19 protein-coding genes and 1 pseudogene are annotated in these 25,114 nt (G+C 73.2%); 10 read left to right on the top strand and 10 right to left on the bottom strand.

Annotated features, from left to right (window positions below; all coding sequences use genetic code 11):
• Positions 1–4 precede the first annotated feature (4 nt).
• The gene (locus tag BLV05_RS05895; RefSeq protein WP_046766964.1) at positions 5–892 is read right to left on the bottom strand and encodes an SDR family oxidoreductase; all 888 of its coding nucleotides are present in this window, start codon (positions 890–892) and stop codon (positions 5–7) included.
• A gap of 80 nt (positions 893–972) precedes the next feature.
• On the opposite strand from BLV05_RS05895, the gene BLV05_RS05900 reads away from it, so the two are divergent.
• Positions 973–1,530 (top strand): TetR family transcriptional regulator, encoded by a 558-nt coding sequence (locus tag BLV05_RS05900; RefSeq protein WP_046766963.1) that lies wholly within the window; start codon positions 973–975, stop codon positions 1,528–1,530.
• Here BLV05_RS05900 and BLV05_RS05905 read toward each other — a convergent pair.
• The gene (locus BLV05_RS05905) at positions 1,493–2,491 is read right to left on the bottom strand and encodes a hypothetical protein (protein WP_046766962.1); all 999 of its coding nucleotides are present in this window, start codon (positions 2,489–2,491) and stop codon (positions 1,493–1,495) included. The two genes, BLV05_RS05900 and BLV05_RS05905, sit on opposite strands and share 38 nt — an antisense overlap.
• Positions 2,492–2,637: 146 nt before the next feature.
• Here BLV05_RS05905 and BLV05_RS05910 point away from each other — a divergent pair, with 146 nt between their 5' ends.
• From BLV05_RS05910 to BLV05_RS05925, 4 genes are all read left to right on the top strand, one after another.
• Positions 2,638–3,798: a sensor histidine kinase gene (locus BLV05_RS05910; RefSeq protein WP_052762132.1), complete on the top strand. Its 1,161-nt coding sequence runs from the start codon at positions 2,638–2,640 to the stop codon at positions 3,796–3,798.
• A 4-nt stretch (positions 3,799–3,802) separates the two neighbouring features.
• Positions 3,803–4,489, top strand: a complete 687-nt coding sequence (locus BLV05_RS05915) for a response regulator (protein ID WP_197683547.1) — start codon at positions 3,803–3,805, stop codon at positions 4,487–4,489.
• Between the two features lie 102 nt (positions 4,490–4,591).
• Positions 4,592–6,691: an MMPL family transporter gene (locus tag BLV05_RS05920; protein ID WP_046766961.1), complete on the top strand. Its 2,100-nt coding sequence runs from the start codon at positions 4,592–4,594 to the stop codon at positions 6,689–6,691.
• A gap of 40 nt (positions 6,692–6,731) precedes the next feature.
• Positions 6,732–7,196: a hypothetical protein gene (locus BLV05_RS05925; protein WP_046766960.1), complete on the top strand. Its 465-nt coding sequence runs from the start codon at positions 6,732–6,734 to the stop codon at positions 7,194–7,196.
• Here the strand turns inward: BLV05_RS05925 and BLV05_RS05930 are convergent.
• The 4 genes from BLV05_RS05930 to BLV05_RS05945 form a co-directional block, all read right to left on the bottom strand.
• On the bottom strand, positions 7,171–8,427 hold the full coding sequence (locus BLV05_RS05930) for an RNA polymerase sigma factor (protein ID WP_046766959.1): 1,257 nt from the start codon (positions 8,425–8,427) through the stop codon (positions 7,171–7,173). The genes BLV05_RS05925 and BLV05_RS05930 overlap by 26 nt on opposite strands.
• A complete protein-coding gene (locus BLV05_RS05935; protein ID WP_046766958.1) occupies positions 8,424–8,765 on the bottom strand; it encodes a YciI family protein in 342 nt (113 codons plus the stop codon). The genes BLV05_RS05930 and BLV05_RS05935 overlap by 4 nt, the downstream gene beginning before the upstream one ends.
• 410 nt (positions 8,766–9,175) lie before the next feature.
• Entirely contained in the window at positions 9,176–9,805 is a 630-nt protein-coding gene (locus BLV05_RS05940; protein WP_197683548.1) for a GNAT family N-acetyltransferase, read from the bottom strand.
• Positions 9,802–10,362 carry a mycothiol transferase gene (locus BLV05_RS05945; protein ID WP_046766957.1) on the bottom strand — a complete coding sequence of 187 codons (561 nt, stop codon included), beginning with the start codon at positions 10,360–10,362 and terminating at the stop codon, positions 9,802–9,804. The genes BLV05_RS05940 and BLV05_RS05945 overlap by 4 nt, the downstream gene beginning before the upstream one ends.
• A gap of 75 nt (positions 10,363–10,437) precedes the next feature.
• On the opposite strand from BLV05_RS05945, the gene BLV05_RS05950 reads away from it, so the two are divergent.
• Positions 10,438–11,394: a helix-turn-helix transcriptional regulator gene (locus tag BLV05_RS05950; protein ID WP_152690577.1), complete on the top strand. Its 957-nt coding sequence runs from the start codon at positions 10,438–10,440 to the stop codon at positions 11,392–11,394.
• A 7-nt stretch (positions 11,395–11,401) separates the two neighbouring features.
• Here the strand turns inward: BLV05_RS05950 and BLV05_RS05955 are convergent, their stop codons facing one another.
• Positions 11,402–12,391 carry an aldo/keto reductase gene (locus BLV05_RS05955; protein ID WP_046766955.1) on the bottom strand — a complete coding sequence of 330 codons (990 nt, stop codon included), beginning with the start codon at positions 12,389–12,391 and terminating at the stop codon, positions 11,402–11,404.
• Positions 12,392–12,495: 104 nt separating this feature from the next.
• Between BLV05_RS05955 and BLV05_RS05960 the strand changes: the two genes are divergently transcribed.
• Positions 12,496–13,338, top strand: coding sequence for a helix-turn-helix transcriptional regulator (locus tag BLV05_RS05960; RefSeq protein ID WP_046767208.1), 843 nt, complete (start codon positions 12,496–12,498; stop codon positions 13,336–13,338).
• 77 nt (positions 13,339–13,415) lie between these two features.
• Entirely contained in the window at positions 13,416–14,594 is a 1,179-nt protein-coding gene (locus tag BLV05_RS38375) for an MFS transporter (protein ID WP_046766954.1), read from the top strand.
• A 12-nt stretch (positions 14,595–14,606) separates the two neighbouring features.
• On the opposite strand, the pseudogene BLV05_RS37530 reads toward BLV05_RS38375, so the two are convergent.
• A pseudogene (locus BLV05_RS37530) lies at positions 14,607–15,332 on the bottom strand (helix-turn-helix domain-containing protein); the annotation flags it as partial.
• 118 nt (positions 15,333–15,450) lie between these two features.
• Positions 15,451–18,987 (bottom strand): replicative DNA helicase, encoded by a 3,537-nt coding sequence (locus BLV05_RS05975; RefSeq protein ID WP_046767207.1) that lies wholly within the window; start codon positions 18,985–18,987, stop codon positions 15,451–15,453.
• A gap of 328 nt (positions 18,988–19,315) precedes the next feature.
• Between BLV05_RS05975 and BLV05_RS05980 the strand changes: the two genes are divergently transcribed.
• On the top strand, positions 19,316–20,653 hold the full coding sequence (locus tag BLV05_RS05980) for an MATE family efflux transporter (RefSeq protein WP_046767206.1): 1,338 nt from the start codon (positions 19,316–19,318) through the stop codon (positions 20,651–20,653).
• Here BLV05_RS05980 and BLV05_RS05985 read toward each other — a convergent pair.
• The gene (locus BLV05_RS05985; RefSeq protein ID WP_197683549.1) at positions 20,650–21,618 is read right to left on the bottom strand and encodes a helix-turn-helix domain-containing protein; all 969 of its coding nucleotides are present in this window, start codon (positions 21,616–21,618) and stop codon (positions 20,650–20,652) included. The genes BLV05_RS05980 and BLV05_RS05985 overlap by 4 nt on opposite strands.
• A 136-nt stretch (positions 21,619–21,754) precedes the next feature.
• On the opposite strand from BLV05_RS05985, the gene BLV05_RS05990 reads away from it, so the two are divergent.
• A complete protein-coding gene (locus BLV05_RS05990) occupies positions 21,755–25,111 on the top strand; it encodes a S8 family peptidase (RefSeq protein WP_052762130.1) in 3,357 nt (1,118 codons plus the stop codon).
• Positions 25,112–25,114: the final 3 nt, after the last annotated feature.

Consider the following 25,114-nt stretch of genomic DNA (forward strand, 5'->3'; position numbering starts at 1 on the left):
GCACTCAGTAGGCGCCGGCGGCGATGTCCTCGAACAGCGTCGGGCTGGTGGGCGTCCAGCCGAGCAGTTCCGTGGTGCGAACGCTCGACGCGGTGAGCTCCGCGCCGAAGAAGCGGGCCATCCAGCCGAAGTGCGCCTCCGCGTCCTCCGCCGCCACCGACGCTGTCGGCAGCCCCAGGTGACCACCCAGCGCGGCGGCGATGTCGCGCGACAGCAGGCTGCCCTCGGCCGCCGCATGCACGCGCGACCCGGCCTGTGCCTTCTCCAGCGCGAGCCGCACCAGCCGCGCCGCATCGGAGCGGTGCACCGCCGCCCAGGCCGTGGCGCCGTCACCGACGTAGCCGGCCGCGCCGCGCTCCTTCGCGATCGTCGTCAGCGTCGACACGAACCCGGGGTCGCCCATGCCGTGCACGGTCGGGGCGAAGCGCACCGCGACCGCACGGACGCCGCGGCCGGCGTACTGCAGCGCGAGGTTCTCGGCGCCGCCACGCAGCGAGTCGGCGCCGTGGTGCGGCGACGCGTCGTCCTCGGTCAGCGGGCGCCCCTCGGCGGCTCCCGCCATGCCCGACGCGAGCAGGAACGGCCGGCCGCTGTCCGCGAGCCCGTCGAGCATGCGCTGGACGGCCGCATGCTCGGTGCGGCCCGCGGCGGCGTAGTCCGAGAAGTCGTGCTTGAACGCCAGGTGGATGACGCCGTCGGCGGCCGCCGCTCCGGCCGCCAGGCTGTCGAGGTCGTCGAGGCTGCCGCGATGGACGGCAGCGCCCTTGGCCGCGAGGGCGGCGGCGGACTGGTCGGAGCGGGCGAGACCGAGGACCTCGTGACCGTCGGCGAGGAGCTCGTCGGTGACGGCCGAGCCGATCCAGCCGGAGGCTCCGGTGACGAAGACGCGCATGGGACTTCCTCTCGTGATGACAGTGACTGACATCGATACTAGCGCGTGATGTCAGCGACTGTCATCGCTACACTTCCGGCATGGGGCGCTGGGAGCCGGACGCGCAGGGGCGCATGATCCGCGCGGCGATGGAGCTTTTCGCCGAGCGCGGCTTCGAACAGACCACCGCCGGCGACATCGCCGAGCGCGCCGGCGTCACCGAGCGCACCTTCTTCCGGCACTTCGCCGACAAGCGCGAGGTCCTCTTCGACAGCTCGCGGACCCTGGAGCGGACGGCGGTCGAGGCGATCCTGGCGGCGCCGGCCGCTCACACACCGCTCGACGCGGCCCTCGCCGGCATGCTCGCCGTCGGCGGCCTGCTCGACGACCGCCACGAGCACTCCGTCCGCCGCTCAGCCATCATCGCGGCCAACCCCGGTCTGCAGGAGCGCGAGCTGCTGAAACTCGCCGCACTGGCCGATGCCACGGCCGGCGCGCTGCGCACCCGCGGCGTCGCCGAGCCGGCCGCCACCCTGGCCGCGCAGAGCGCCGTCACGGTCTTCCAGGTCGGGTTCGCGCGCTGGGTCTCGGCGGAGGAGCCGCCCGGCATAGGGGCCTGCATCACCGAGGCGGCGGCGGCGCTGCGCGCTCTGAAGTGACGGCATCCGGGTCGGCGTAGCGGCGCGCGACCGCGTGGAACGCCTCCTTGGGCCGGCGCGCACCGTCGCCGGTCACCGCCACGACCCCGAACCCGGCCTTGTCGAGGTCGAGACGAGGATCGTCGTGATGCGGGAAGTCGGGCATGGCGAAGGTGAACACGAAGCAGCCGTGCACGCCCTCCGCGTCGTACTGGTCGATGAGCTCTCCGAGGTAGCGGGCTTGGACCGCCTCGTCGCGGGGGTGGTCGCCGCGGATGCGCGGGGGTGCGGCGAACCAGTTGACGATCCAGAACGAACCGGCTCCGCGCTGGTCGGCTCCGGTGAAGGCGCCGCACCCGAACTCCGTGATGACGACGGGCTTGTCGTGGTCGCGCACCAGGCTGCGCAGGCGGTCCGCGTAGCCGGCCTGGTTGCGGCGGGAGCGGTAGAGGCTGACGCCGACCAGGTCGAACAGCGACCAGTCGACGTGTTCCCACCCGGCCGCGGAGTAGCTGACCGGCCCGCCGAAGCGGCGCCGCGCGGTGGTCGTGGCGATGGTGAGCAGCCGGTGCAGCCGCCGGTCGATCCTTCGCCGCAGCACGCGGTGGAAGCGCACGATGAGCTTCAATCGCAGGAACGACCGAGGTCCGGGGACGATGCCGGGCACGGTGTGGGAGAACTCGCTGCCGACCATGAGCGTCACCTGGTCCGGGTGCGCCCGGCGAAGTTCCTCGGCCGCCGCGGCGACGGCGTCCAGGTGCTCCAGCAGCTTCGGCTGACGCAGCTCGGGAACGTGCGGCCGGAGGTAGACGCCGAGACCGGTCCCGAGGGCGATACGGGCGGCATCGATCAACCGCTCCCCGTCTCCGATGAGCATCACCGTGGTGCAGTGCAGCTCCCGGGCGATGACCCCCAGGTCCCGCCGCACCTCGTCGGTGCTCGCCTCGCCGACCAGGTAGGAGATGCCGCGGACGGTCAGCATGCGTTCGACGCTAGGGCGACGGGCTGCGGCCGGGCATCCGTCTTCCGTCCAGAAGCGCATGACTTCCGTCTAGAGGTGGGGCCGGTGACGGTTTCTCGCTCCTGGGAGTGAGGACTTCGCCGCCGCACCGCGCCGATACTGAGCAGATGGCGCGACCGAGCGGGTACGGCGAGCGGCTGGCGGCGTGGGGACGTGGCCTGCCGCCGGTCTACGTCGACGCGGCCATCGCGATCCTGTGCGCGCTCTACGTCATGTTCGACGCGGGCGTCGAGCAGCGGTTCGCCTGGTGGGTGCCGTTGGGGGCCGCCGCGAACTCGCTCCCGCTGATGTGGCGGCGGCAGTACCCGTTCGCCGTCGCGGGGATCACCGGCATCACGACGACCGTGCTCTCGATGGCCGGCGGGCTCAACGACGTCCCCGCGGCGCAGCTGGTCGCCACGTACACGTTCGCCGCGCTGTCGCCGCCGGTCAAGCGGCTGATCGGGGTGGCCGCCACCGCCGTGGGCATCTCGGTGTCGATCCTGCTGCCCGACGACGAAGCGCTGAACCTCGGCGTGATCGGCATCTTCTTCGCCGGCGCCTACGCGCTCGGCGTCTCGGCCCGGGCCCGCGGCGACCGCATCACGTTGCTCGAGGAGCGCGCGCTGCGGCTCACGAAGGAGCAGGAGACCGCCGCCACCCGTGAACGCGAGCGCATCGCCCGCGAGATGCACGACATCCTGGCCCACTCGATGACCCTCGTGGTCGTGCAGGCCGAGGCCGGGCCGGTCGCCGTCCGGCACGACCCCGACCGCGCGGAGCAGATGTTCGACACCATCTCCGTCACCGCCCGCGAGGCGCTGGCCCAGCTGCGGCGGGTGCTCGGCGTGCTGCGCACGGAGTCCGACGCCGCCGGCGGCGACCGGTCGCCGCTCCCCGGCCTCGACGCGCTCCCCGACCTCGTTCGCCGCGTCGAAGGGACCGGCCTGACCGCGACCCTCACCGAGGACGGCGATCCGCGGCCGGTTCCGGCGGACGTCGCGGCGACGGCGTACCGGATCGTCCAGGAGTCGCTCACCAACACCGTCAAGCACGCCGCCGCCGGCCGCGTCGACGTGCGGCTGAGCTGGACCGACGACCACCTGAGCATCGAGGTCGCCGATGACGGCGCCGGCCCGCCGAGCGCGCCCCCGACGCCGTCGGCCAACGGGAGCGGGCACGGCCTGATCGGCATGCGCGAGCGGGTGCTCGCGGCGGGCGGGACGCTCGACGCCGGGCCGGGACCCGGCAGAGGCTTCCGTGTCGTGGCCTCCCTGCGCTTGGATTAGCGATGTGCCAGAGCCGACCATCCGTGTGCTGATCGCCGATGACCAGGCGCTGGTGCGCGGCGGCTTCGCGATGATCCTCGACGTGCAGCCCGACATCGCCGTCGTCGGCGAGGCCGAGGACGGCGTCCAGGCGGTCGCCGCCGCCCGCGCGCTGAAGCCCGACGTCGTGCTGATGGACGTCCGGATGCCGGCCATGGACGGCATCGAGGCGACCACCGCGATCTGCCGCGAGACCGACGCCCGGGTGCTCGTGCTCACGACGTTCGACATCGACGACTACGTCTACGACGCGCTGCGGGCCGGCGCCAGCGGGTTCCTGCTCAAGGACATGCGCCGCGACGAGCTGGTCGAGGCGGTCCGCGTCGTCGCGTCAGGCGAGGCGCTGCTGGCGCCGTCCGTCACGCGCCGGCTGATCGCCGACGTCGTCGGGCGGGTCGTGCCGCCGGGCGCCGGGCAGGGCCGCGCCGACGGCCGCCTGGACCTGCTGACCGCCCGCGAGACGGACACGCTGCGCCAGGTCGCCCGCGGGCTGTCCAACGCCGAGATCGCGGCCGAGCTGTTCGTCACCGAGCACACCGTCAAGACGCACGTGAGCAGCATGCTCAGCAAGCTCGGTCTGCGCGACCGCGTCCAGGCGGTCGTGCTCGCGTACGAGACCGGCCTGGTCACACCCGGGGATTCTCACTCCTGAGAGCGAGGCCAAGTCCGCTCTCAGCGGCGATTCGCCCGCAGGCCCCCGGGGACACGATCGACGCAGTCCATCGGATGCAATTCTCGATCGCTGGAGGCCGCCATGTTGCGCAGCATCACCGGGTTCGCCGTCAGGCGGCCCATCGTCGTCATCCTCGCCTGGGTCACCGTCCTCGCCGCCGGGTTCGGCATCGGCACCGGCGTGTTCGAGAGCCTCACCTCCGACACCGGTGTCGTCCCGGGCAGCGAGTCCGCCCAGGCCGAGGAGCGCGTGGACCACGCCGCCCCGCAGCCGGACACCATCACCGCCGTCATCACCGGCCCCGCCTCGCCCGCGGCGGTCGACACCGCGCTCGCCGACGTCGCCGCCCAGCCCGGCATCGAGTCGGTCTCGCCGGCCCTGCCGTCGCAGACCGGCGACGCGGTCCTCGTCGAGGTCGCGCTCTCGCCCGGACTGGAGGACGACGGCGAGGAGGAGGCGGCAGCGGCCGCCGAACGCCTCGAGTCGATCGACGCGACGTCCGTCGTCGTGGCCGGCGGCCCGCTGTCCGACGTCGAGTTCTCCGACACCGCGCAGGAGGACGTCGCCCGCGCGGAGATGCTGAGCATGCCGGTCGTGCTGATCCTGCTGCTGGTCGTGTTCGGCGGGGTGCTCGCCGCCGGGTTGCCGCTGCTGATCGCGATCGTCGGCGTCGGCTCGACGTTCGGAATCCTGTTCACGTTCAGCCAGGTCACCGACGTCTCGGTGTACTCGATCCAGATCACGACGATGCTCGCCGTCGGCCTGGCCGTCGACTATGCACTTCTGATGGTGAGCCGGTTCCGCGAGGAACGACGCACCACGACCGACGTGCACGAGGCCGTGCTGCGCACCTCGGCGACGGCCGGGCGGACGGTCGTGTTCTCCGGCCTGACTGTGGCCGTCGCGCTGGCCGGGCTGGTCGTCTTCAACGACCCGTTCCTGCGCTCGATGGGGCTCGCCGGGTCCGCCGTCGTGCTGGCCGACATGGCGGCCGCGCTGACCCTGCTGCCGGCGCTGCTGGCGAAGTTCGGCCACCGCATCTCGCCGTCGCGCGAGCGGTCCGGTGACGGCGTGTTCGCCCGCGTCGCCCGCGCCGTGCAGAAGCGGCCCGTCCTCACGCTCGTCACGACGGCGGCCGCACTGGTCACGCTGGCCGTGCCGGTCGCCGACATGCACATCTCGCAGGGCGACCCGCGGATGCTGCCGACGTCGACCGACACCCGCGAACTGTGGACGCAGCTCGGCACCCACTTCCCCGAGCAGGCGCGGTGGGCCGGCGATATCGAGATCGTCGCGTCGGCTCCGGCCGGCGAGGTCGAGGGCCTGCGCTCCACCGTCGAGGACCTGCCCGGCATCGCGTCGGTCGAGGTCGTCCCGATGACCGACGACCTCACCGGGCTGACCGCGACCCCGTCCGGCCACGCCGAGGGCGAAGCCGCGAAGGACGCCGTCCGCTCGATCCGCGACCTCGACCTGCCGTTCGAGGTGCTCGTCGGCGGCGACACCGCGATCCTGGTCGACTACCAGGCGATGCTGGCCGACCGGCTGCCGTGGGCGATCGCGCTGGTGGCGTTCGGCACGCTGACCCTGCTGTTCGCCTTCACCGGCTCGATCCTGCTGCCGATCAAGGCGATCCTCACCAACCTGCTGAGCATCGGCGCCTCCCTCGGCGTGGTCGTCTGGGTGTTCCAGCAGGGCCACTTCGCCGGCCTGGTCGGCGCCGAGGGCCTCGGCTATCTGCACCTCACCGTCCCGATCCTGGTCGGCGCGATCGCCTTCGGCCTCTCCGTCGACTACGAGGTGTTCCTGCTGTCGCGGATCCGCGAGCGCTGGCTGGCCGGCGACGGCGCCGCCGGGTCCGTCGTGGCCGGGCTGCAGCGCACCGGCGGGATCGTCACGGCGGCCGCGCTGATCATCGGGGTGGTCTTCGCCGGGTTCATGTTCGGCGGGTTCGCGCCGATCAAGGCGATCGGGCTGGGTCTGGTGCTGGCGATCGCGCTGGACGCGATCGTGGTCCGGATGCTGCTGGTCCCGGCGACGATGACGCTGCTGGGCTCGCGCAACTGGTGGCTGCCCCGGCGGCTGCGCCGCGTGCACGAGCGGCTGGCGCTCACGGACTCGGCACCCGAGCCGGAGTCGGCCGAGGCCAGGATGCAGCAGGAGCCGGCGCTGGTGCGCTGACCTCTCGCTGAATTCCTCCGGGTGGGCCAGTCTGAGGGTCATGGACCGAACCATGAATCCTCGACTGGCCCGCCTGGACGTTCTGGTGGGTACCTGGGACGTCACCGCCACGATCGGCGACCGGGTCATGAGCCGGGCACGGTCGACGTTCCGCCGGCTCGACGGCGGGTTCGTCGCCCAGCGGACCGACCCGCAGACCTACCTCGTCCCCGAGTGGGAGGGCGCGGCGCCGGAGTGGACCGAGACCGTCATCGGGCTCGACGACTACTCCGGCGCCTACACCGTGCTGCTCGCCGACTCACGGGGCGTCTGCCGCGTCTACGCGATGACCTTCGACGGCGGCCGGTGGACGCAGGCGTCCCGGCCCGCCGAGGACTTCCACCAGCGCTTCGAGGGCACGGTCGCCGCCGACGGCGCGACCATCGACGGGCGCTGGGAGGCGTCGCCCGACGGCCGGACGTGGTCGACCGACTTCGCCGTCAGCTATCGCCGGGTGGGCCGCTGACCTCGCTGAGGCGGCGTTCCAGGACGCGGCGCTCCGGTTCGGTGCGGGCGACGGCGACGGCCTCGCGGTAGGCGGCGGCCGCCTCGCGATGCCGTCCGGCCCGCCGCAGCAGGTCGGCCCGGACGGCCGGCAGCAGCGGGTAGTCCGCGGGCTCGCCGCCCAGGTCGTCGACGGCGGCCAGCCCGGCCTCGGGACCGTCGCTGAGGCCGACCGCGACGGCGCGGTTCAGGGCGATCACCGGCGACGGGCGCAGTGCCAGCAGCGCGTCGTACGCGATGACGATGCGCGCCCAGTCGGTGTCATCGGCGTGCGCCGCGGTCGCGTGCAGCGCCGCGATCTCGGCCTGCAGCCGGTAGTACCCGGGCGGCCGGCCGGTGGCCCGGGCGGCGGCCAGCGCGGCCAGCCCGGCGTCGATCTGGTCGTGGTCCCACCGGCCGCGGTCCTGGTCCTCCAGTGTGACCAGCTCGCCGTCGGCGTCGGTCCGGGCCGCGCGGCGGGCGTGCTGCAGGAGCAGTAGCGCGTGCAGACCGAGTACCTCGTCGTCGCCGGGCAGCAGCTGCGCGACCAGCCCGGCCAGCTGCACCGCCTCGGCGGCGAGGTCGTCGTGGAACGGCTCGCCCTCGGTCGCCGCGTAGCCCTCGGTGAAGATCAGGTAGACGACGGCGAGGACGGCGTCCGTGCGGCCGGCCAGCCGGTGCGGCTCGGGCACCCGGAAGCCGATGCCGGTGTGCTCGATCCTGTTCTTGGTGCGCAGCAGCCGCTGCCCCATCGTCGCCTCGCTGACCAGGAACGCCCGGGCGATCTGCCGCGTCGACAGCCCGGCCACCGACTTCAGCGTCAGGGCCACCCGGCCGGCCATCGGCAGCGCCGGGTGGCAGCAGGTGAACAGCAGCTTCAGCCGGTCGTCGCCGTACGGGCCGGGCTCGTCGGCAGTGAGGTCGCCGGCCAGCTCGGCCAGCGCCTGCGCCTCGCGCAGCTTCGCCCGCTCGGTCTGCCGCCGCCTCAGGACGTCGATGGCGCGGCGCCGGGCAGCCGTCGTCAGCCAGGCGCTCGGGTTGTCCGGGACGCCGTCGGCGGGCCAGCGCTCCAGCGCCCGCTCGACGGCGTCCATCAGGCAGTCCTCGGCCAGGTCGAAATCGCCGGTGACCCGGATCAGCGCGGCGACGATGCGCAGCCGCTCGGCGGCGACGGCGTCGCCGAGGGCCGCGCTGACGCCGGCTGGGTCGGTCACTCGCCGTCGAGGGGCCAGAACGGCCGCAGCTCGAGCCGTCCCGTGTAGGCCATCGAGTGCTTCGACGCGATCTCGATCGCCTCGTCCAGGTCCTCGCAGTCGAGGACGTCGAAGCCGGCGATCCACTCGTTGGTCTCGGCGTACGGGCCGTCGGTGACCAGCAGCTCGCCGTTACGGACCCGCACCGTCGTGGCCGCGGACGCCGGGCGGAGGCGGTCGCCGACGATGTGCTTCCCGGCGCCGGTGACGTAGGCGGACCACTCCTCGATGTCGGGCGCCGCCGCGGCGTCGGCCTCGGTGTGGTCGGGGTCGGTGCCGACGAGCATCAGGTACTTCATGGGACTTCTCCTTCGCTGGATGGTGTCATCTTCCCTGCACGCCCCCACGACGATCGGGGCGGCCGGGATCCGACACCTCGCGGCGAAGTGTTTCGCGCTCAGGCGAGGCGTGTGGTGCGCCTGGCCGTCCGCCCGCTTTGCAATGAGCACCTATACGCACCGCTCGCCACTCGCCCCGGCGTGGTGAGGGTCTGGCCTTGGCTCGGCCGACCATTCGCCCTGGCACGGGCCCGGTGATCATGCCGTGGGCCGGCAGCCCTCGATGGCTACGACCGTCTTCGATGGCCAAACGCGTCCTCCAGCCACGGCCGCCAGCGCACCGATCGGCAGAAGAGCCCGAAATGATCAGGTGGAGCAGGGCTTCTCCCGCTGGGTACCAGATGCGTGAGGGGCGCCAGCGAACCTCGCGATCAGCCGGGCGCGAAGTCGATCCGCATCACGGCACGGCGCTTGGTGGGGTGGCTGACCTGCGTGAACCCGGCCTCCTCGAACACCTGGCGGGCGCCGACGTGCAGTTCGCCCCAGGTGATCTCCTTGCCTGGCTCGGTGAGCATCGAGTACGCCTCCAGCGCGCGGGCGCCGCGGTCGCGGGCATGGCCGACGGCGGCTGCGGCGAGGTGGTACGTCAGGCCGCGGCCACGGAAGCCGCGGCGGACGATCGTGCAGGTCACCACCCACACGCCGGCGTCGTCGCGGTCCTCGTCACGGCCCTTCCACGGCACCGGGCTGCGGCCCCTGAACAGCGCCGGGTAGGCCAGACGCGGCTCGACGGCGACCCAGCCGGCCGGGTCGCCGTCGACATAGGCGACGAGGCCGCTGGTGCGCTCGGCGCCGGGGTCGTCGCACGCGGTCTGCTGCTCCTGCGCCGCGAGCCGCTCGTCGAACGTCGAGTCGCGCCAGATCCAGCCCTCGACCTTGAACCGCTGGCAGCGGCAGCGGGCCGCGTAGTCGGCCGTCCCGAAGACGAGGGTGAGGTCGTGCCAGGACGCCTCGTTCGCCGGGACGACCCGCACCTGGTCGGCGTGGATCGGCTCCTTCACGACGCCTGGGGCTGTGGCGGGTCCTCGCCGACGCGCCCGTCGATGTTCTCGCGGAGGAGGTCGGCGTGCCCCGCGTGGCGGATGTAGTGCTCCACCGCGTCGACCAGCACCCGCCGCAGGTTGGGGTGCTCGCCGGACGGGGTCGTGAAGATCGACGGCTGGTCGAGGCCTCCGTTCGCGAGCACCGTCGCCCAGGCCGCGCGGGACCGCTGCACCGACGCCCGCCACAGCGCGTACAGCTCGTCCGGCGTGTCGCTCGCCGCGGAGTGCCAGTCCCAGTCGGAGTCGGCGTCGAAGTTCTCCTGCTTCCACGGCTCGGGCATGTGCTCGCCGGTGATGAACTCGGCGATGCGCATGTCCTCGCACAGCGCCATGTGCTTGAGCATCCCGCCGAGCGTCATCGTCGACGGCGGAAGCGGCGTGATCAGCGCCGCGGCGTCGAGGCCGTCGCACTTCCAGGCGAACTGCGCGCGGGCGCGGTCGAGGGCGAACATCAGCATCTCGACCTCGTCGCCGGCCATCGACTCCTTGATGACGGTCATGTCCTGTAGGTCCATGGCAAGCAGGTTAGAGTCGGTTCCGGACGTTCTGCTTCCGGATTGGGAATTGCGGTGTCGAGAATGGGAGCTGCCGTGGCGATCGACGCGAGCCCGACGGCGCGGGCGCTGCTGGCGCTCGAGCTGATTCAAGGCACGCCCGGCATCACGGCCGACCGGCTGGCCGAGAAGCTCGGCGTCACCGAGCGGGCCGCGCGCCGCTACGTCGGAATCCTCCGCGAGGCCGGCCTCCCGATCGAGTCCGTCCGCGGCCCGTACGGCGGCTACCGCGTCGGCCGCGGGGTCCGGCTGCCGCCGCTGCTGTTCAGCGCCGCCGAGGTGCTCGGGCTGGTCATGGCCGTGCTCGACGGTCACCACGACGCCGCCGACGCCACGGACCCGGTCGGGAGTGCGCTGGGCAAGCTGCTGCGCACGCTGCCCGAGCCGGTCGCCCAGCAGGCCGAGGCGGTCCGTCGTACGACGTCGCCGGCGCCGGACCGCGCGGCCGCCCGCCCCGACCCGTCCATCGCGACTGCGCTGGTGCAGGCCTGCGCGGATCGCCGGCTGGTGCGGATCGGCTACCGCTCCGAGTCCGGCTCCGAGTGGTCCGCCGACGTCGAGCCCTGGGCCGTCGTCGTCCGGCACGGCCGCTGGTACCTGCTGTGCTGGTCGCACGGCTCCGCCGCCCGGCGCGCCTACCGCATCGACCGCGTGACGGAGGTAGCCGTCCTGCCCGGCTCGTTCGAGCCGCCGGCCGAGCTGGACGCCGTCGCCGAACTGGAGGCGCACCTGGCCCGCGGCTGGGAGTTCGACACCGAGGTGATCATCGAGGGGCCGCTGGAGAAGGTGCGTCCACACGTGGCGCCCATGCTGGGCACGCTGGAACCGATCGACGACGAGACGACGCGGCTGACCGGCAGCACGAGCAATCCGTGGTGGTACGCCGAGCAGCTGGCGCGGCTGCCGGTGGCGTTCCGGATCGTCCGCTGCGTCGAGCTGCAGCACACCGCCCGCGCCGTCGGCCAGCGCCTCGTCGCCGCGTCCGGGCTCTAGCCCGCCCTCACCGCTCGCTGTCGAGGTCGGCCATGAACCGCGTCGGGTAGCGGTCGCCGCGCGCGGCGCCGGCCGGGATCAGCTCGACGAGACGGGCGAGGTCGGCGTCGTCCAGCGTGATGCCGGCGCTGGCGATCATCGTGGCGAGCTGGTCGAGGCGGCGCGCGCCGACGACCGGAACGATGTCGTCGCCCTGGGCCGCGACCCAGGCGATCGCCAGCTGCGCGATCGTCACGCCCTTCTCGTCGGCCAGTCCCCGCAGCCGGGCGACGAGCGCGTCGTTGTGCTCGCGGTTCGCGCCCTGGAACCGCGGCACCATCGCGCGGGCGCCGTCGATCGTGCCGCTGCCGCCGATCAGGCCGCGCGAGAGCACGCCGTAGGCGGTGATGCCGATGCCGAGCTCCCGGCAGGTGGGCAGGATCTCGTCCTCGATCCCGCGGCTGAGCAGCGAGTACTCGATCTGCAGGTCGCAGATGGGCGCGACCGCCGCGGCCCGGCGGATCGTTTCTGCGCCGACCTCGCTCAGCCCGATGTGGCGGACGTAGCCCTGCTCGACCAGCTCGGCGATGGCGCCGACGGTGTCCTCGATCGGCACGCTGCGGTCCAGCCGCGCCGGCCGGTAGACGTCCACGTGGTCGGTGCCGAGACGCTGCAGCGAGTAGGTGAGCGAGTTGCGGACCGACGCCGGGCGGCCGTCGAACCCGGCCGGCAGGCTGCCCGGAGCGAGGACCGCGCCGAACTTCACCGAGAGCACGACGTCGTCCCGGTTGCGTTCGCGCAAGGCGCGGGCGATCAGTTGTTCGTTGTGGCCGGCGCCGTAGAAGTCGCCGGTGTCGAGCAGGGTGCCGCCGGCGTCCAGATAACTGTGGATGACCTGGACGCTCTCGTCGTCGTCGGTGCGGCCGTAGGCGCCGGAGAGGCCCATGCAGCCCAGGCCGGGCGACGTGACGGCGGGGCCGGTGCGGCCGAGGGTGCGGGTGTCGAGCGAGGTTGTCATGCTCCCAGCGTCGGCGTCGATGGGCCCGCGTGTGCAGGCCCGGTGTATCCAGGGACGACCTCTCCCTGGATCCGGTCGCGGCCGCGGTGCACCATGGAGGCGTGATTGACCGTGCCGGGCTCGCCGACTTCCTCCGCCGCCGGCGTGAGCTGCTGCGCCCGGCCGACGTCGGCCTGCCCGACGGCCTCCGCCGCCGCACGCCCGGGCTCCGGCGCGAAGAGGTGGCGCAGCTCGCGGGCGTGTCCGCCGACCACTACACGCGGCTGGAGCAGGCCCGCGGCTCGGCGCCGTCCGACGGCGTGGTGGCGGCGCTGGCCCGGGCGCTGCGCTGCGATCTCGACCAGCGCGACCACCTCTTCCACCTGGCCGGGCTGTCCGCGCCGCCGCGCCGGGCCGGTCGCCACGTCCGCCCGGGCCTGATCGCGCTCGCCGGCCGCCTCGTCGACGTCCCCGTCTGCATCTACAGCGACCTGGGCGAAGTGCTGTGGCGCAACGCCCTCCTCGCGGCCCTCGTGGGTGAGCGCGACATCCGGACCGGCCGCGCGGGCAACGTCTACTGGCGCTGGTTCACCGAACCCGGAGCGCGCGACCTGGCGCCCGAGGAGGACCGGCCGCGGCTGTCCGGCGCCCACGTCAGCGACCTGCGGGCGACGCACTCCCGCCGGGCCGGCGACCGCGACGTCACCGAGCTGGTGCGGGACCTGCTCGAGCGCAGCGCCGAGTTCCGCGAGCTGTGGGAGCGCCACGAGGTCGCGGTGCGCCGCTCCGACCTCAAGACCTTCCTCCACCCCGAGGTCGGGCCGATCCACCTGAACTGCGAGGTGCTGCTCACCCCGGACGAGGACGTCAAGCTGCTGGCGTACTTCCCGGTTGAGGGCACCGACGCCGCCGAGAAGCTGGAGCTGCTGCGGGTCATCGGCACCCAGGACTTCCGCACGAACGCCTGAGCCGGTACCGGCCGCCGCATCAACCACCCCGTCCGCGCGATCAACCGCCGAGCGCCCGCCGCACCGAGGCTGGACGGGTGGCCCCCTCGTCCTCGCACGCCCAGACGACGCTCGACACCGTCGACCGACCCAGCTGGACCCCCGTCGTCGCGCTCGCGGCCGGGATCGCGATGCTCGTCGCGAGCGAGTTCCTGCCGGCCAGCGTCCTCCCCGCGCTCGCAGCCGACGTCGGCGTCAGCGAAGGGGTCGCCGGGCTGGCCGTCGCGGCCACGGCGATCGCCGGTGCCGTCACCGCCCCGAGCATCGCCGTCCTCCTCCCGCGCACCGACCGCCGCCGGGTGCTCGTCGGGCTGCTGGTCGTCGGGTCGGTGGCGAACCTCGCGGTGGCCGTCGCGCCGAACTTCGTCGTGCTCCTCGCGGGCCGGCTGCTGCTCGGGGTGGCGATCGCCGGCTTCTGGTCGTTCGCGTTCGGCGCCGGCCTGCACGCGATGCGCGGCCGGGACCGCGCCGTGTCGGCGGCCCTCTCGTTCGGCGTCAGCCTCGCCACCGTCATCGGCGTGCCGGTCGGCGCCCTCGTCGGCGACGCGATCGGCTGGCGGGCCGCGTTCGGCGGCGCCGCGGTGCTCGGTGTGCTGGCCGCCGCGGGGATCGCCCGCGCCCTGCCGTCCATCCCGGCGCATCCGTCCGCGGGGATCCGGATGCTGCGCGAGGCGCTGCGTCACCGTCGCCTGATGGCGGGCGTCGGGTGCGTCGTGCTGGTCGCGTTCGGCAACTTCGCCGCCTACCCGTACATCCGGATCGCGACCGAGCGGATCGACGCGGACAGCACGACCTGGCTCTTGCTGGCGTGGGGGCTCGGCGGCGTGGCCGGGACGGTCCTGGCCGGGGTGGCGGCCGTCCGGCTGCGGCTGCTCGCCGCGGCGGCGCCGGTGCTGCTCGGCGTCAGTCTGCTCGTCGCGGCGACGGCGTCGACGCTACCGCTGCTGGCGGTGGCGATCGTGGTGTGGGGCTTCGCGTTCAACATGGTTCCCGTTGCGACTCAGCTCTGGGTGACGCGGGTCGAACCCGAACGCGTCGAGTCCGCGATGTCGCTGCAGGTCACCGCGTTCCAGGTCGCCATCACGATCGGCTCCGCGGCAGGCGGCGTCCTCCTCGACAGCTACGGCGTCGGCACCCCGCTCGTCGTCGGCGCGGTCGCCGCCGTCGCCGCCGGGCTGGGCTTCGCGCTGCTGCGGGTTCCCGCCGCTGCCCGCTGAGCGCTCGCGCCACCGTTGCGGCGCGACGCCGTGGTGGGACGAGAAGGCGCGGCTGAACGCGGCCACCGACCCGTACCCGACGGCGTACGCCACCCGCGTCACCGCCTGCCCGTCGGCGCCCAGCCGGCGGCGCGCCTCCCACATCCGCACGTCGCGGAGGACCTGCATCGGGCTGCGTCCGGTGACCCGCCGGAAGCGGTCGGTCAGCGCGGAACGGGACAGGTGGACGAGGCCGGCCATCCGGTCCAGCGTCCACGCCTCACCAGGCTCGGCCACCAGCGCGGCGACAACGGACGCCACCTGCTCGTCGCCTTGGCTCGCGTCCTCGGCGCGCGGCGCGTCCTCCAGCCACGACGCCGTCATCGCCGCTCCGACCAGCCCCGCGTAGCTCGCCACGAACAGCGACGGATGGCAGCCGTCGCTGATGGGGCAGGTCATCACCAGGCCGGTGACCCCGCGGTGCCGGTCGCTGAACGCCGTCACCACCAGCGGGCTCGGCACCGGATGCGCCGGCACGACCAGCCGCAGGTCGGCCACCAGCACGAACGCCGGCTCCGTCGCCACCAGCCGATACGCCGTGGTCGTGTCGACATAGACGGCGTCGCCGGCGGCGAGCGGCCGACGCCCCGTCGCCGTCTCGACGGCGACGGCGCCCTCCCAGACCAGCGCCCACATCGACCCCGGCGCGTCAGCAAGGACGTCGCCGGCGTCGAGCCGCACGCGGCGGACGGACGACATCTCCCAGCGCGCCGCCAGCCCGCCGGGATCGGTGGTCGCGGCCGGCTCAGGGGTGGGCAGGAGTGCTGTCACAGACAACGCAGCCGCCGCCCGCGGTCCGGTTATTCCCGGCGGTGCCTCACTGGGCCATGTCGACGAAGCGGCTGTAGTGGCCCTGGAAGGCGACCGTGATGGTGGCGGTGGGGCCGTTTCGGTGCTTGGCCACGATGAAGTCGGCCTCGCCTGCGCGCGGCGACTCCTTCTCGTAGGCGTCCTCGCGATGCAGCAGGATCACCATGTCGGCGTCCTGCTCGATGCTGTTGTGGGTGGCGACGCCGTCGGCGATGAAGTTGTGGTTGCCCATGACGGTGGCGTCGTAGACGTCCTGCTCGCCCAGCGGCTCGATGGCGACGACCTCGTCCCAGAGGAGGTCGTTGGTGGCGTACATCTCCAGCTCCGCGCTGCCCAGCACCGTCGCCACCCGGCCCAGACGCTCGCGGCTGTTCATGGCGGCCGCGAACTGGCGGTGCGTCATGCCCTGCTCGGCAAGGATGGAGCGGACGTCCTGCCAGACCTCGCGGGGAACGGTGTCGACGTTGGCGTTCCACGTACCGGCCTCCAGCGCGGCCAGCAGGCGAGCGCACCCCGCGGAGCGGGCGCCGTGGCAGCCGATCTCGCGCAGGAACCGCAGCTGCTCGTCACGGCCGGAGATGTCGAGCGTGTACTGCGGCCGGTACCCCGCCTTGGGCGTGGCGACTCGAACGCGGGTCGAGATGCCGTAGCGCAGCAGCAGTCGCGAGACGCCGTCGAGGAGGCGCCGGCTGGTGGAGGCGTAGTAAATGCGTCCGGACCGGCCGTTGCGGTTCACCGTCACCGAGCCGTCGGTGGCCCACAGGTGCCGCAGGAACATCGTGATCTGAGCCTTCGGCAGGCCGAAGACGCCGTCAGGGACGAACTTCTCGTGCGAGCGCAGGCCGAACAACCCGAGCCCGTCGAGCCAGGCGGCGATCGGGTTGCGCCGCCCGTGTGTCAGCCGGTACGGCGCGGGGAGCCGCAGCGTCGTCACCCGTGCGGCCGCGTAGTCGTCGCGGACGGCGGTGATGCCGAAGTGCCGCGCGGCCTCGGTGACCGCCGTCAGGTTCTCCTCGTCGACCGACGCGTACCGGATCGGCTGGCGGCGCACGAACGAGCCGTCGCCGATGAGGTGCGCGAGCATGACCACCTCGGCGTCGGCCCACTGCTGCGTCACCAGCGGAGCCGGGACGTGCCGCGGCACGGCCAGGCGGCTCCCCACCGAGAGGTCGCCCAGCGGCCGCCAGCCGTCGTAGGTCAGGAACGGGTGGTTCGCCGTGGCGTCGATCTGCTTGCCCGAGGCAAGCCGGAGCCGGAAGGTCTGCTTGCGGCCGCTCGGGAACGCATGCGTCATGGTGCGCGGGACGTACCGCAGGCTGTCGTCGAGGCTCCAGACCGGGATGTCGCGCGCCCCCGACGCCAGCAGCTCGCCGATGGTGATCTCGGCGCCGGTGTCGGCGCGCATGATGCGCGTCGAGGCCGGGAGGCAACCGGACTCGCGCAGGTCGGAGAGCATGGGCTTCTTGTCCTGGCGCTGTTCAGGGCCACGGTTGAGCTGGCTCATCGCGATGACCGGGACCTCGAGCTCCTTGGCCAGCAGCTTGAGCGCCCGGGAGAACTCGGCGACCTCCTGCTGGCGGCTCTCGACCCGCTTGCCGCTGCTCATCAGCTGGAGGTAGTCGATGATGACGAGGCGGAGGTCGTTGCGCTGCTTGAGCCGCCGGCACTTGGCCCGGATCTCCATCATGGTCATGTTCGGCGAGTCGTCGATGAACAGCGGCGCGCTGGAGACCTCGCCGGTGCTGCGGGCGATGCGATTCCAGTCGTCGTCGGTCATCTGGCCGGACCGCATGTGGTGCAGCGGGACCTTGGCCTCGGCGGACAGCAGCCGCATCGTGATCTCGTTACGGCCCATCTCCAGCGAGTAGATGACCGACGTCAGGCCGTTCTTGATGGACGCCGCGCGGGCGAGGTCGAGGCCGAGCGTCGAGTTGTGGGTCGGGATGCAGGAGCGGCCGGCCAGGTAGAGATGATCGGCGGCGTCGACCTCGACACAGCGGACCGGGACGGACGGGACGGGCCTGACGTCGACGACCATGCGGGCCGTCGGGCCGCGGCCGAGGCGCTGACGCTCGAGCTTGCGCCGGAGCCGGAACACGCGGTCGCGTGGCGTGAAGGTGATGCAGTACGACGTCGAGCTGGCCTCGGAGCGTCCCTTGACCCGTTTCGTGGTCATCCGCGCCCGATAGCCGAGCGAGTGGACGAGTTCGAGCGTGTCCTCGGCGAGCCGGCGGTTGGTGACGGCGAACTGCACGGCGCCGCTCGGGTTCACGTATCCATCGGTGTCGAGCAGGCCGGCAAGGAGGTCGCGGCGCTGCCGGATCGACGCCCGGAGGTAATCCCGCGGGATGTGCTTGTCGCCGAGAACGCGCATGGTCCGCAGCGTGGCTCGCGCGATCGCGCCGCCGTGGCCGCCGCTGAGCCAGAGACCCACCACGTATGGCGGGAGCGGCAGGTCGCGCTCCGGCAGATCGAATGGCGCGGCAAGGTCGACCGCGTGATTGAGCCGGCCATCGTCGCAGCGCAGCGTCCTGGCGATTTCCTCCGTCGTCACCGCCTGCGAGCCGAGGGGTTCCGAATGGTTGAGGGATTTGCGTTGCCCTGGCGACACGGATTCCTCAACCATCCGCCCATGGCCGCGCGAACGCGTGGTGGTCGTGGCCCACTGGTGCTGTGCGTCGGCCACGATGACCGTGCCGTCAGTGAACTCGACCTCGTAGCACGGCCGATCGGCCATGACCTCCGTGGCGGCGACCACCCTGGTGGGCCGCCCGTCCGCACCGATGAGCAGGTCGCCGACCTGAACGTCGCCCATGGTGGTCCAGCCGGACGGCGTCGGCAGCGGGGTGTCCAGCGCGAGCGCCTTCCCGACGGCCGGGCGGGCGGCCAGGATCACCAGCTGGCCGGGGTGCAGGCCGTTGGTCAGCGCGTCGAGGTCGGTGAAGCCGGTGGGGACGCCGACCATCTGGCCGCCGCGCGAGCCGATGGCCTCGATCTCGTCGAGCGTGCCCTCCATGATCTCCGACAGCGGGTGGTAGTCCTCGGACGACCGCTTCTCGGTGATCGCGTAGATCTCGGCCTGGGCGCGGTCGACGATGGTGTCGGCGTCGCCGTCGTCGCTGTAGCCCATCTGGGTGATGCGGGTGCCGGCCTCGACGAGGCGACGCAGCATGGCCCGCTCGCGGATGATCTCGGCGTAGAACCCGGCGTTGGCCGCCGACGGCACGGAGGAGACCAGGGTGTGCAGGTACGGCGCGCCGCCGACCCGGCCCAGCTCACCGCGCTTCTGCAGTTGCGCGGCGACGGTGACGGCGTCGGCGGGTTCGCCGCGACCGTAGAGGTCGATGATCGCCTCGTAGACGGCCTCGTGCGCCGGGCGGTAGAAGTCGCTGCCGCGCATGATCTCGACGACGTCGGCGATGGCGTCCTTGGACAGCAGCATGCCGCCGAGGACCGACTGCTCGGCGGCGACGTCCTGGGGCGGCGTGCGGCCGTAGTCGGCCGGGGCTTCCTCCCGGCGATCGGGCAGCTCCGCGACGCTCACGCTCACCCCTTCGACACCGGTTCGTTCATACACATGTTCCAACAGCCACGGCTGTTTGGCGAACCTATGACCCCCTTCGGCGCGTCGCCAAGTCGGTGATCCACAGGTGCTGTGGACCGGCTGTGGAGACGCACCGTAAACGATCATCCCCAACTGTGGAAAACCCTGGGGACAGCGGACGGGCGAGGTGGTCACGGGTCCGGCGAAACCGCAGTTCACCCGCGTGATTCCTCGTCCACCGGGTGTGGACGGAGATTCACAGGGCAAGATCTCAGATGGCGAGACGCCAGTCACGCGATGACAGGCGCCACCCCTACCGTCGGTGCTGATGATTCGACATCCGTTCCGGCGGCACCCGGCCGACGGCGAGATCTGGCGGCTCGCGCTGCCCGCCCTGGGCGCGCTGGTCGCCGAGCCGCTGTTCCTGCTCACCGACGCCGCCATCATCGGCCATCTCGGCACGCCCGAGCTGGCCGGCCTGGGCATCGCGTCGGCGGTGCTCGGGACGCTGGTGAACGTGTCGATCTTCCTCGCCTACGGGACGACGGCCGCGGTGGCCAGGAGGCTGGGCGCGGGCGACCAGGCCGGCGCGCTGCGCTCCGGCATCGACGGCTGCTGGCTGGCGGTGCTGATCGGCGCCGCCACCCTGGCCGCCGGCTGGCCGCTGACACCGTGGGTGGTGTCGCTGTTCGGGCCCGGCGAGGACGTGGCAGGGCACGCGGAGACGTACCTGCGGATCAGCCTCCTCGGCATCCCGTCCATGCTGCTGGTCCTCGCCGCCACCGGCGTGCTGCGCGGCCTGCAGGACACCAGGACCCCGCTCTACGTCGCGGTGACCGGCGCGGTCGCGAACGTCCTGCTCAACGTCGTGCTCGTGTACGGGCTCGACCTCGGCATCGGCGGCTCGGCGCTCGGCACCGTCCTGGCCCAGGCCGGCATGGCCGCGGTCTTCGTCCGCGTCGTGGTGCGCGGCGCCCGGCGCGCGGGCGTCGGCATCGGGCCGGACGCGCGCGGCGTCGCCCAGTCGTTCGGGGCCGGGGTGCCGCTGATCGTGCGGACGGTCGCCATGCGGGTCGCGCTCATCGTCATCACCGTCGTGGCGGCCGGGCTGGGGACGGCGGAGCTGGCCGCTCACCAGGTGGCGTTCACGACCTGGACGCTGCTGGCGCTGATCCTCGACGCCGTCGCGATCGCCGCCCAGGCGCTGGTCGGCCGCGCGCTCGGCGCCGGCGACGTCGACGGCGCGCGGGCGATCACCCGGCGCATGGTCCAGTGGGGCGTGCTGGCCGGGTTCGCCCTCGCCCTCCTCCTGCTGGTCGTCGGCAACGGCTATGCGCGGCTGTTCACGCCCGACGCCGAGGTGCGGTCGCTGCTGTTCGCCGCGCTGGTCGTCGCCGCGGCGATGCAGCCGGTCGCCGGGTGGGTGTTCGTGCTCGACGGCGTGCTGATCGGCGCCGGCGACGGGCGCTACCTGGCCTGGGCGTCGGTGCTCTCGGTGGCGGCGTTCCTGCCGGCGGCCTGGGCGGTGGCAGTCGCGGACGTGCCGGGGCAGGCGGGCCTGATGTGGCTGTGGGGCGCGATCGGCGTCTGGATGCTGGTGCGGCTGGTCACGCTCGCGCTGCGCGAACGTCAGGACACCTGGATGGTCACCGGCGCCGTGCGCTAGGCCCAGCCGTGCTTCGCGGCCTGGAAGCCGAGCTGCAGGCGGGTGTCGGCGCCGGCGACGTCCATCAGCACGCGCACCCGCCGCTGCACCGTCCGCAGCGACATGTCCAGCATGTTCGCGATCGCCTGGTCGGTCAGCCCGGCCAGCAGCAGCCCGAAGATCCGGGAGTCCAGCGCGGTGAGCCCGGTCGGCGGCCGCTCGGCCAGCGCCCCGCCGGTGCCGAGGACCAGCGGCACGGAGTCGTTCCACACCTTCTCGAACAGCGCCATCAACGCGTCCAGCAGGCCACTCTGGTGCACCAGCAGCGCGCCGACCGCCCGCGCCTCGCCTGACACCAGCGGCACCAGGGCGATCTGCCGGTCGACCACGAGCAGCCGGATCGGCACCTCCGGCGCGACCCGCACCTCCTCGCCGTCGGCCAGGGCGGCCTCGGCGGCGGCCGCGAAGCCGGGCCGGTCGAACGCCGCCCGCTCGAGGACGACGCGGAACTGGACGCCGCGCCCGACGGCGGCCTCCTCGGCCGTGTTCTCCTCGCCGGAGATCGCGATGACCTCGGCCTTCGTCAGCCCGAGCACCTCGGACCGGGCCGACGCCTGCAGCTGCATGAACCGCTGCGCCACCGCCTGCGGGCCGTAGACGACGTCGACCACGTCGCCGACGCTGCGGTCGGACTCGGTGCGCCGGTAGGCCTCGGTCAGCGCGGCGATCTCGACCTCGGCGCGGCGCAGCTCCTCCTGCCGGTCGACGACGAGGGCGGCGAGCGCGACGGACGGCGGCGAGGCGACGTAGTGCTCGGCGCTGGCGCTGGACCGGGCGGCGAGGCCGCGGCGCTCCAGCGACGCCAGCGCCGTGGCCGCCTCGCCGGGCCGGACGCCCAGCCGTGCGGCCAGCGCGGCGACGTCGGTGGACGGCACCTCGACCAGCGCGCGATAGGCGGACTCCTCCACCTCACCCAGCCCGAGCACATCGAATACGATGCCTCCTCTGCCCGCGTGTCGTCGCTGGCGGATACCGGTCATGACGCATTCGCGTCAGCGTGACTCGTGGTGAATCGTGGCAGATTTACGAATGGTCTGTCTCCTCCTGAAAGCGGGGCCTACCGTGCCTGCCCTCCGCCGCACCGCCGTCGCGCTGACGTTCGCGCTGGCCACGCTGCCGCTCACCGCCCAGGCCGCCGCGCCCGCGGACGACACTCCGGTCACGCCGCTGCCGCAGATCCCCGACGGCGTCGAGGCCGGCGGCGTCCGCACCGTCACGCTGATCACCGGCGACGTCGCCATGCTGACGTACGGACGGGGCACCACGCCGGCCGTGCGCGTGCAGTCCGACGACCCCGGCGGCTACGACGTGCGCACCGAGGGCGACGACGTCTACGTCATCCCGGCGTCGGCCGAGCAGGCGCTGGCCGCGGACCGCGTCGACTGCCAGCTGTTCAACGTCACCGGGCTGGTCGAGCAGGGCCTCGACGACGCGTCCAGCGACACGCTGCCGCTGATCGTCACCTATGCCGGCGGCGCCGCATCCTCCCGCGGCGCCGCCCTCCCCGCCGGCGCCGAGCTGACCACCAGCCTGCCGTCGATCGGCGCCGACGTCCTCGACGCGGACAAGGCCGCCACGGAGGCCGTCTGGAACGCCGTCGTGCCGCAGTCGACGACGTTCGGCCGGCAGGTCGAGAAGATCTGGCTGGACGCACGGGTCGCGCCGGTCCTGGACCAGAGCGTCCCGTACGTCGGCGCGCCGGAGGCCTGGGCGGCCGGGTTCGACGGCGCCGGCAGCACGGTCGCCGTCCTCGACACCGGCATCGACGCCGAGCACCCGGACCTCGCGGACGCCGTCGTCGCGGCCGAGAACTTCACCGACAGCCCCGACGTCGTCGACCGCGACGGCCACGGCACCCACGTCGCGTCGACGGTGCTCGGCAGCGGCGCGGCGTCCGAGGGCGCGAGCCACCGCGGCGTCGCGCCGGGTGCGGACCTGCTGGTCGGCAAGGTGCTCGGCGACAACGGCTTCGGCGAGCTGTCGTGGATCATCGCCGGCATGGAGTGGGCCGTCGCGCAGGGCGCCGACGTCGTCAACATGAGCCTCGGCAACACCGAGCTGGGCGCCTGCGACGACCCGATGGTCCAGGCGGTCGACGCGCTGTCGGCGGCGTCGGACACGCTGTTCGTCGTCGCGGCGGGCAACCTCGGCGGCCCGGCCGAGACCATCACCAGCCCGGGCTGCGCCGCCGGCGCGCTCACCGTCGCCGCCGTCGACCTCACCGACGCGACGGCGAGCTTCTCCGGCCGTGGCCCGGTGCCGGTGACGCGCGCCGTCAAGCCCGACATCGCCGCGCCGGGCGTGAGCATCACGGCCGCCCGCGCCGGCGGCCGCGGCGACGCCACCTACACGGACATGAGCGGCACATCGATGGCCACGCCGCACGTCGCGGGCGCCGCCGCCGTCGTCCGGCAGGCGCACCCGGACTGGAGCGGCGAGCAGGTCAAGGCCGCGCTGCAGAGCACGGTCCGGCCGGCGAACGACACCGACGTCTACGACCAGGGCGCCGGCATCCTCGACGTCGCGACGGCGGCGACCGCGCAGCTCAGCGGCCCGGGCACTGTCGACCTCGGCACGCTGGCCTGGCCGCACGACCCGTCCGAGGCCGTCACCACCGACGTCGTCTACACGAACACCGGCACCGCCGGCGCGACGCTGACGTTCACGCTGGACGCCCGCGGCGAGAACGGCGCCGGCCTCCCGGACGACGCGACGGCCCTCGGCGCGACGACGCTGACCGTGCCGGCCGGCGGCACCGCCGCGCTGCCCGTCACGTTCGACCCGTCCGTCCTCGACTACGGGCACTACGGCGCGGTCAGCCTGCGCCTGGTCGCGCGGGCCGGCGACCAGACCGTCGTCACCCCGATCGGCGCCTACGCCGAGCCGCAGCACGTCGACGTCACGTTCCGGGTGCTCGGCCGCGACGGCCGGCCGGCGGGCGGCAGCAGCACGCTGGACGTGTTCGACCTGGACAGCATCGCGGCACAGCGGATCGGCCTCGAGGGCGACGAGGTCACGCTGCGGCTGCGGGCCGGAACCTACTCCATCGCGTCGACCGTCAGCGTCACCGACCCGGACACGTTCCAGGTCACCGAGGCGGCCTTCCTGGCTGAGCCGGAACTCGCGCTGACCAGCGACCGGACGGTGACGCTCGACGCCCGCCGCGCGCTGCCGGTCCGGGTCAGCACCGACGAGCCGCTACGGCTGCACAGCGGCAGCGTGTCGTACGCGCGCGTCGTCGACAACTGGATCCTGTCCAACACCCGTTACTTCCGCGACGGCCTGGAGACGCTCTACCTGGGCCGGATGGGCAACGTCGAGCGCGGCGACTTCGACGTCACCGAGTCGTGGCTCTACACGACGCCGGACGGAGCGGCCCAGCCGGCCGACTACCACCTGATCTACCCGCACACCGGGCCGATCACGACCCGCGACGTCAACCACCGGGTCGAGCGGGACCGGCTGGCCCGCGTCGACTCGACGTACCACACGCCCGGCGGCACCGATCGGTACGCGCAGTACTTCGACGCGTACAGCACGCTGCGCGAGGCCCACGTGCCGATCGGCGACGTCGTGCAGGTCGCGGCGCCGGGCGCCCGGACGGCGTACGTGACCCCGGACGTGCCGGTCCAGCAGACCGTGGTCCACCCCGACGGCACGCTCTGGTACTGGGGCACGCCGATGTCGTCGCCGGTGCGGCCGCTGGAGGCCGGCAGCCGCACCGCCGAGACGTGGTACGGCGCCGGGCTGCGGCCCGCGGTGCCCGCCGACCCGCGAGGCCGGTACGACCCGAGCGGCCGCGTCGGGAACGTCATCTGGACGAACCTCCCGGCGTGGGCCGACAGCCAGGCCGGCCACTTCGCGTGGAACGGGCTCAACGACCTCGGCAACATGGAGCTGTTCGCGAACGGCCAGTCGTTGGGCGCCTGGGGCTTCTACGGCCAGGGCCAGTGGGACGTGCCGGCCGCCCCGACCGACCTCGAGCTGGTCTACGAGCTCATCCGGTACGACCGTGGACATTCGACCTGGACGTCGCCGCTGTACACGCAGACCAGCTGGCGGTTCAGCTCGTCGTCGTCGGACGACGGCCGCGCGCTGCCGCTGCTGTTCCCGACCTACGACGTCGCCGTCGACGCGCGGAACCGGGCCGCCGCGGTGGACGGCTACCGCGTCGAGGTCGGCGTCGAGTCGACCCCGTCGTACCTGCCCGGCGCGCTCACCGACGCGGCCGCCTGGGTGTCCTACGACGACGGCGCGACGTGGGCGGAGGTGCCCGCGACGCTCGACGGCGACACCGTCGTCGCGACCGTCGACAACCGGCCGGCCGCCGGCGGGCACGTCTCGTTCAAGGTGGAGCTGACCGACGCGAAGGGGCTCAGCCTGACCCAGTGGACGCAGCGGCTCTACGGCGTCGTCTGAGGG

It is taken from the genome of Jiangella alkaliphila (genome assembly GCF_900105925.1).
GTDB classification, from domain to species: Bacteria; Actinomycetota; Actinomycetes; order Jiangellales; family Jiangellaceae; genus Jiangella; species Jiangella alkaliphila.

Coding starts and splice junctions, on each gene's coding strand:
- BLV05_RS05895 (WP_046766964.1), bottom strand. CDS start 892: ATGCGCGTCTTCGTCACCGGAGCCTCCGGCTGGATCGGCTCGGCCGTC.
- BLV05_RS05905 (WP_046766962.1), bottom strand. CDS start 2,491: ATGCTGACCGTCCGCGGCATCTCCTACCTGGTCGGCGAGGCGAGCACC.
- BLV05_RS05920 (WP_046766961.1), top strand. CDS start 4,592: ATGTTGCGCAGCATCACCGGGTTCGCCGTCAGGCGGCCCATCGTCGTC.
- BLV05_RS05910 (WP_052762132.1), top strand. CDS start 2,638: ATGGCGCGACCGAGCGGGTACGGCGAGCGGCTGGCGGCGTGGGGACGT.
- BLV05_RS05945 (WP_046766957.1), bottom strand. CDS start 10,362: ATGGACCTACAGGACATGACCGTCATCAAGGAGTCGATGGCCGGCGAC.
- BLV05_RS05925 (WP_046766960.1), top strand. CDS start 6,732: ATGGACCGAACCATGAATCCTCGACTGGCCCGCCTGGACGTTCTGGTG.
- BLV05_RS05980 (WP_046767206.1), top strand. CDS start 19,316: ATGATTCGACATCCGTTCCGGCGGCACCCGGCCGACGGCGAGATCTGG.
- BLV05_RS05935 (WP_046766958.1), bottom strand. CDS start 8,765: ATGAAGTACCTGATGCTCGTCGGCACCGACCCCGACCACACCGAGGCC.
- BLV05_RS05900 (WP_046766963.1), top strand. CDS start 973: ATGGGGCGCTGGGAGCCGGACGCGCAGGGGCGCATGATCCGCGCGGCG.
- BLV05_RS05955 (WP_046766955.1), bottom strand. CDS start 12,391: ATGACAACCTCGCTCGACACCCGCACCCTCGGCCGCACCGGCCCCGCC.